The sequence below is a fragment of the Helicobacter trogontum genome (assembly GCF_000765905.2).
Taxonomy (GTDB): Bacteria; Campylobacterota; Campylobacteria; order Campylobacterales; family Helicobacteraceae; genus Helicobacter_A; species Helicobacter_A trogontum.
The window spans coordinates 23,094-31,186 of record NZ_JRPL02000026.1; the positions used below are offsets into that span (position 1 = coordinate 23,094).

The 8,093-nt window shown below is 34.3% G+C and carries 5 protein-coding genes and 1 pseudogene; 1 reads left to right on the forward strand and 5 read right to left on the reverse strand.

Going from position 1 to position 8,093, the window contains the following annotated elements; translation table 11 throughout:
- Positions 1-579: 579 nt before the first annotated feature.
- From LS81_RS08915 to LS81_RS08935, 5 genes are all read right to left on the reverse strand, one after another.
- A complete protein-coding gene (locus tag LS81_RS08915; protein WP_237022219.1) occupies positions 580-2,496 on the reverse strand; it encodes a hypothetical protein in 1,917 nt (638 codons plus the stop codon).
- A gap of 102 nt (positions 2,497-2,598) precedes the next feature.
- Positions 2,599-3,399, reverse strand: a complete 801-nt coding sequence (locus tag LS81_RS08920) for a TonB family protein (protein ID WP_034346551.1) — start codon at positions 3,397-3,399, stop codon at positions 2,599-2,601.
- Positions 3,400-4,266: a flagellar biosynthetic protein FliO gene (locus LS81_RS08925; protein WP_034346549.1), complete on the reverse strand. Its 867-nt coding sequence runs from the start codon at positions 4,264-4,266 to the stop codon at positions 3,400-3,402.
- A gap of 36 nt (positions 4,267-4,302) precedes the next feature.
- Positions 4,303-4,689, reverse strand: coding sequence for a flagellar motor switch protein FliN (gene fliN, locus LS81_RS08930; RefSeq protein WP_034321441.1), 387 nt, complete (start codon positions 4,687-4,689; stop codon positions 4,303-4,305).
- Between the two features lie 185 nt (positions 4,690-4,874).
- Positions 4,875-6,227: a tetrahydrodipicolinate N-succinyltransferase N-terminal domain-containing protein gene (locus LS81_RS08935; RefSeq protein ID WP_052096552.1), complete on the reverse strand. Its 1,353-nt coding sequence runs from the start codon at positions 6,225-6,227 to the stop codon at positions 4,875-4,877.
- A gap of 588 nt (positions 6,228-6,815) precedes the next feature.
- On the opposite strand from LS81_RS08935, the pseudogene LS81_RS08940 reads away from it, so the two are divergent.
- Positions 6,816-8,093: pseudogene (locus LS81_RS08940) on the forward strand (methyl-accepting chemotaxis protein); the annotation flags it as partial.

The following is an 8,093-nucleotide window of genomic DNA, read 5'->3' on the forward strand; positions in this document are numbered from 1 at the left end:
TTTCATTTCAAAACCCCTTTAGAAAGTAAAATGCACTTTATAAATAAAGACATTCAAATAGTTGTTTTGGTTTTATTAATCAACCACATAACATCTAAAAGGTTGCTCAAAAATAAAAGTCTTTTGGAATATGTTTTACATAATATTCTAGATTCTATCTATTCTTAAACCTACAAATACAAAAACTACCCAAACAATACACTTTTAATGTGTAAAAAATACCTAAGATCTTTATGTGTCAAATATGTGAAAATTTTATGGATAGCGTTCTCCTAGTTTTACTTATATGCTTTATATGTAGGTTTTTAAAAGTATTAAACAGATCTTTGGAATACATCTACAAGTTAAAACCTTGCAGATATGGGTTAAGATAGCGTGGAGGATTAAAACGGATTTAATTTTTAGAGTAAGAACTAAAAATTAATGCTTGATTTCTGATTTCATTACATTTGTTTGTGGATGACAAAAGATCTTGGGACTTACCTCGTGCTCATACTAGCCCAACTTATTCACTATCATCTTTTAATTTTTACAAACCCTTTTTACTAGAAGTGATATTTTGCTTGAAATATCTCAATACTATTTTATTCTTACCCTATTTTGTGCAGTAATGTCAATAATAATAGCTTCATCCTCATTATTTGCATATGCAACTGCATAATAAACAATGTAGTGTGGTGACTTATCACCCTTTTTATCTTTCCAGCCATTTCCAAAGTCTTCTAGCACCTCTGTGTAATAGTTGGCAACACACATCCGTTTTTGAGTTTTTGTCTGTACGCCTTTATCTTCAATATTACTTACATGGGCAGTAAGTTTCGTGGTTATTTGAGTCTTAGTTTTATCCCATAGCTCTATAAATCTTTGCTGTGCCTCTATACCATTTCTACGTCCCTCTTCTTGTGCCCTTGTCATAGCATGCTTATAGAATCCTGCTTGTGCAAGCTGCTTATGCACGAGTTCTGAAACGCATTTTGGCGGTACACGCCCTATTGGCTTTTGCTCTGCTATATTTTTACGCACAAAAGTTGTCCTTCGCCCTCTTTCTTGTAGCTGACTTTCATTGAGAATTGTGAGTTTAGCAGTATGAGAGTCTTTGCATGAGATTTGATATGTAACTTGATAAATAGGCGATTTATCACCCTTTTTATCTTTCCAGCCATTTCCAAAATCTTCTAGCACTTCTGTGTAATAGTTGGCAACGCATATCCTTGTATTTCTATTTACTTGAGAATCTTGCTCATAGATATTAGTTATATGCGAAGTAAGTTTGGGTAAGATTGTCGTTCTTGTTTGTTTCCATAGACGCATGAATTCATCACCAGCACTCTTCCCTTTCAGACGAGTCTCTTCGCTAGCACGCATACTCGCATGTAAATCAAGACTTGTCGTAGCAAATTTACGCATTATCTCATTACTATTGCATCTTAGGGCAACTATGCAGCTTCCCGCCCTATTATCATCCCTTGGCTGTATCTGATTTATCTCATCTTGTTTGCTATTTTGCTTATCAGATATTTTTTGATTCTCAGATTCATACTGATTATTTTCTTTTGTGTTAGATGATTGCAAATCTTTTATGCTCTCAAGATTTTCTTGCGTATTTTGCGCACTTGTATTATCTTGACTTTGCGTATTTTTCTTATTAGGATTATCAGAATTTTTAGACCTATTCTCTGTATTTGCATGATTAACTCGGCTATCTTGTGTATCTGTGTGATGGGAATCTAATATAGATTCTTTAGGATCAATAACTCTAGTTTCATGTGTAGATTGACCCTGTGTCATGTCGGGTTGCACAATATGATTAGAAGTCATCTGATTTACATTACTTGTATTTTCCCCCCTCTCCTTACTATTACTTGTGGTACTTTTATCTTGCATCTGCTGTGAATTTCTGCTGGATTTTACTTCATCATGTATGTTATTTTTTGTCGCGGAATCTTTATTTAAAGTGGTGCTACTTGTGACTTCATTGTTTTTAGTGCTCATATGTTCTGATTGCATCTTGGGTTGCCTATCTTGCAGACTACTTGCCTTCTGTGTATTAGCAGTGCTATGAGTTTGTGTTTTAGAATCTTGTTTTTTACTCAAAGCGGTATTATTTGCTTGTGGCTGCAACTTTGCAGCTATCTCTGATGATATATCATCTCTTTTATTACTAGATTTATCTGTGGGCAAAGCACTTAAATTGGAGTCTAAAGGAGGTGTTACATTACTTTTATTTTGTGTCTTAGAATTTTGCGATTCATTCATGATATCATCAGTCGCTAAGTTTTCATCATCTTGCATTTTAGAAACCTGAGATTTATCCGCGTTAGGACTTAAATCTTTATCTTGTGTCTTTATCCCCAATGCCTTATTATCTTGCGTACTGCTAGTGGTATTTGTACAATATACAACAACACCGCCTATGAAAACTAATAACATGGCTATAATGAGATTTCGTATCATCTTTGTTTTCATCATGCCCTCACAAAATAAAACTAGACCCATTATACATTAAAAGTGCTGAAATCATGTTTAAGAGAAAAGCTAGAATAGTAATTTCATAACACCATATCGCACCTTAAAGCATTCAGCCTATAGTTTTCTGAGCTATTGCATTCTTAAGTTATAGTTACCCCTCACACGTATTGTAATTGGTTTGGGTGGTCGTTTTAGACTTTTTGCAGATTGCTCGATTAGCACCCGCATAGAATTATCCAAGGCTTCTGCGTTGGTTGACTGTAATATCTTAACATCTTCAATATGCCCATCAGGATATAACACAAATTCAATCAAGCCCACACCCTGCTGTTTTAAATATATGGCAAGTTGAGGGTAGCCCATCCTATCAGCTGTACGCTGAAAAACCTCTCCGTTTAAAAAATAGCTTTCCGCTAGATAATCCTTTTCTTCCTTGCTCATATTTTGCAATTCTGTACCATAAAGCTGCGTTAAATCATCGCGTATTTTTTGTGGTAGCTTATCAAAGTTTGCACTATCGGCTTGCCTTTTTAGTTCTTGAGCTAAACTTGGTGTCGGACTGGCAAAGGGATCAAATCTCCCCTCATTTTGTGGGATACTTAGGCTTTGCAAATCTATATCTGTACTTGGTGGTGCTTCTGGTGATGTGGTGGTAGCTGAAGTATTTTTTGCTACTTGTTGTTTTATTGGAGGCTTGTCTTGTGTGGTTTTTGGTTGTTGCGCCTGAGTATTTTTAGATTCCATAGCATTTGGTTTAATGTTTTCTTGCTGTAATACCCCAAGCGAAATAGGACGCAATACAACCTTTTTCTCTGGTGTTGGCAAACTCTTATAGATAAAAAATAAGGCAATATGCACAAGTAATGACAAGCTAAAGGCAAGTAAGAACCTGTCCTTATAGATTCTATAATGTGTCGCAACGCTACGCATTTATCGCCTTTTTAAAAAAAGCTGCATAAAATTTTGCTGTTCTGTATCCTTGTGTTGTGAATTCAAATCTACATCATCTGACCTTTTTGTCTGAGTATCACATTGTATTGAATCAAGCAGGGTTATACCATGTGGATTTATACCAACTAAATAACGCTTATCTCCATATCTAATAAGTGCTACTTTATTTTTAGAATCAAGTATTTTTGCCTGTTCAAGGATAATATTAGAGGTTTCCATGCCCCTATTTTGTCGCAACTTAATCATATATAATAGTATTAAAATAATAATCATAATACCTAGCACAACAAAATATCGCCACGAGCTCACCTCATAATTGTTCTCCTCTAAAATACTCTGAACATTAGAATCTTTAGTTAAAGGTATGTCGCGGCTAGATAAGGCAGTGCTAGAGCACACAAGATATACTTTTTTATTATACGCAAATAGCATGGCATTTCGTATTGTAGAGGTATGATTAAACTCTACATAGACATTATTCAATGCTGAATCTTGTCGCAGTTTAATCAAACCCAATGGAGTATCTATTTGCTGCGGTTTATCAATAACAAAATCTTCTAGCACAATGTATTTATATTGTGTGTTTGATGTTGTCGCACTTGAGGCTTCTTGTGTTGTCACAACTTTATTAAAATCTATAGAATCTAAAACTTGCGGAGCAATACTCAACTCTAAAATCAAAGTATCATCTACTTTCTTTTTGAATAAATCACTTAGCAGCAACTTTATATCAGATTCCATGTTATCATGCAGCATAACTTGTGTTATTTTATATGGTTTTGTAACTGCATATACACACGAAAACAAGGAGCAACACAACACAAATACGAATATGCTAGAGCGCATATATATATCCTTATATATATTTAATTCTTCATGCAATCAATTCTCGTGATCAGAAACTTCACGCGCAATATAATACACAATCGCATTAGAATCTAGGATTTCGTTAATCCTTATAGCAAGATTGCGTTCATACACCATAACCTCACCTTTACCTACAACCCTATCATTTACAAATATTTCTACACTCGCACCTGCTGGTTTTTGTAAATCTATGATGGAGCCTTTCTCATATTTTAAAATCTCATGAAGTGGTATTTGCGTCGTGCCTAAATCTGCACTAAACAACACCTTCATATCAAGCAAACCTTCATAGTTTGCCATCATGTCTTCAAGATATGAAGCCAACTCAATCTCGCGAGGAGTGTGCACTTGTTTCTTGTCTAAAATCTCATATCTATCTTCTGTTACATTTCTATCTGCCATACTTACACTCCAACAAAATAATGTAAATTATATACTATTTTTATGATTTTATAATGAATAATTTTATGAGGACAACACAATAAAATGACATGATAGAATTCATTTATGCTGGTGTAATGCAACATAAATAAGCCAATAGCAGTGTTTTTTACATTTTTAAGATTCTACAAGGTAGCAAGATGTTGTTAATGCAAATCTTTATTTAAGCTAATAGCTCTAGCACTTCTAAATGCAATGAGACAAGGGTTTTGCGTCATGAATCTAAAATGTACACCATTCAAACCGCTTAACATATGTCCTTTATATAATCCATTGCTTTGTATTTCAAAATCCGCATTAACTTCTTTAATTTTTAGTGCCTCTTCACTATCGATTTTTACCACACTTCCAGCAAGTATTGTAGTCCCAGCATCTACAATGCAGCTATCTCCAAGACTAATGCCTGTCACAGAGTTTGCTCCTAATAAGCAATTTTTACCAATACTAATAGGTGTCGTATTACCACCACTAAGCACACCCAGAATACTTGCTCCACCACCAATATCTGTGCCTTCACCAACAATTACAGACGAACTGATCCGTCCCTCATTCATACAAGCACCAAGCGCACCAGAATTGAAATTTACATAACTTGCACCAGGCATTTGAGTATAACCAGCACCTAAAAATGCACCGAAACGAGTTTTTGCACCATCTAAGATTCTGATATTGTCAGCTTGTGGTAAAACTTGCATCAAGTAACGAGGAAATTTATCTATAAAATCAATACACGGAAATTCACCCTCCATTTTCAACGACACCTCATTATCGCGTAAATACTGCAATTCATAAGGTTTATTACCGCTCCATGCAAGGTTTGGCAAAAGTCCAAAGATTCCATCAAGATTAAGGCTTCTAAGCGGTGCAAGACCTGCTGATAACGCATGTAATTTAGCATAAGCTACTTGTAGGGATTGCGTTGGTAAATCATCAAAATATGCAATAAGTTGGAATTTATAAAATTCATTTTCACCGGTATAGATGTCGCTTATATGACGCAATAATTCAAAAACAACTTGGATATTCTTATGTCTTGATCCAATATGTTGATGTATTTTACTATCAGTAAAAAGCACATCTGCAGTTTTTATGGAATAAGGATCGGTTGAAAATTTATCACAAAGGCTCCTAAATCTTTGCAAAGTGCTTTCACCTTCCTGCTCATCTTCATAACTTAGAAGTTCTTTTTCGATAAAAGGATAAAACAAACATAACGCACGAAATACAAAAGCCGCATCAATGTCAACAACCACTTCATTGCCATTAAAGTTTTGTATTTTTGCTGCAGTTGCAAATACTGCAAAGCTTCCAAAATTTTGCATAAAGTTTAAGTATGGAAAATTAATGCTTATAACACTTTGTGGATTAAGGTGAGAAAGCGTCGCACGAGCAATCCCAAAGCTTTTTGGTTGTCTTTTATCTTGATAGAACGTTTCAACAAATTGTTTAAATTCTGCCTCTGTTTGAATAGTTGATATTGAAGAACTACTTGGTGACATAAAATCTCCTTATAACAGTCTTAAAACTAGAATACGATCGTCATCTTATCATAAAAATTTATATTTTTAGTTATTTAAAAAATCAAACAATATATTATATTAGCTAGACATACAAGTAAATACAAATTATATTCGTGCAAAGTATTTAAGGGTATGGCAGAATCAAAGAGCAAGGAATAGAGTATTAGTCAATCTATGCGGATTTATTGTTTAACTTAGAATAGACTATGCAACAAAATTGCATCATCCCAAATCAACCATATTATATTTTCAGAAATACCATTTTGTTTTATGTATTTTTTATACTTGTAATCAAATTTCAAGTCTATCTAGATTCTAACATATAGTTCTTTTTTAACATGTTTTCACTGCTTGCAAGACTCTTATTTGTATTCGGGCAAACATAATACCAGTTAATTTACGAAATAAGTGTAAATAAAATATCTTACCCTTTCATAAATCTCTATTTTTTGAAAAAAGTTTTTAAACTTTGCTGGAAAAAACAAAAAAAAACCTTAGTTATTATTGCTTTGTATCTTAATTTTTGTATATAATTTGGACTTAATTTGTTGTTGTTAAGGAGTGAGTATGACTATCAGTCGCCTCAGCATTGGTACAAAGTTTGTTTCTGTTCTATCTATTATCGTGTTGTGTTGCATAATAGTGATGCTTTTTGTTGTTTCACAAAATGCTTCAAGTATTCTAGCCATTGAAAGCGATAAACTTCTAAGTAATACGGCAAGTCGCTATAAAAATATTCTTGAAGGTGCGGCAAACGAAATCTTTGCCACAACCATCACATCTGAAGCAGGTCTTAATAATATCTTTGGGGAAAGAGATCTGCGCGAAAGTAAAGTAGAGCAATTGTTGGCTAATATTGTCGATGCAAATCGGTATTCTTTGGCAGGTTTCATTATTATGAGCAGAGATTACACAAAAGAATTTATAGGATCAGTTTCGCGTGTATTACCAAGCGGAGAGTTAGCTATCCTAGCTATAGATCATAAACCTACAGAGCCAGGTGGGACAGAAGTCATTACATTTCCACAAGATCTTTTGAATCGATTTCCAGAAATCTCTCAGACGTTATCAAGTAAAAAAGTTACAATGACAGATTCAGATGAGATACTTATTAATGGAAAAAAGTATTATCTAAAAGGTGCGGTTACTCCTATTATCCATGATGGAAAAACTGTAGGTGTTGTTGGTAATTTTCTTAATTTGGAGCTTCTTGAGGAGCGTTTGGCTAACCACCAACTCGATGTTTTTGAAGGTGCACAGCGTTTTGTAATTAACGCTCATGGACAGGTTTTATTCAATAGTGATTCAGAGCGAAGAGCTTTTACACGTCTAAAAGATATTCGCCAACTAAACCATGATCCATCTGCTTCTGACCTTGTTGAAGCAGCAAAAACGCTTAAAAATGGTATTTTTACTTACACTTCACTCCGTGGGATTCGTTCAAAGGCAGCAGTTGCTTCGCTTGAACTGTGGCCAGGCACAAAACATTATTGGAGTGTCGTATCAATAGCTCCTTATGATTCTATTGAAAAACCCATAAATGAATTGCGATTTATTTTGGTTTCTATAGGAATCCCAGCAATTGTTGTTATTTCTCTTATTGCTTTTATCTTTATTCGTATAACAATAGCAACTAAAATTCAACATATCTCTTACACTCTTTTTGAGTTTTTCAAATATCTAAATCATCAAAGAAAAGATCCTCCGCAACTGTTAAAAATCCATGTCCAAGATGAAATAGGTGTCATGGCACGAGCCATCAATGACAATATTGAAAAAACAAAGCTTGGATTAGAATCTGATAAAGCTCTTGTAGCAGAATCTCTTCAAGTCATAGATAGAGCA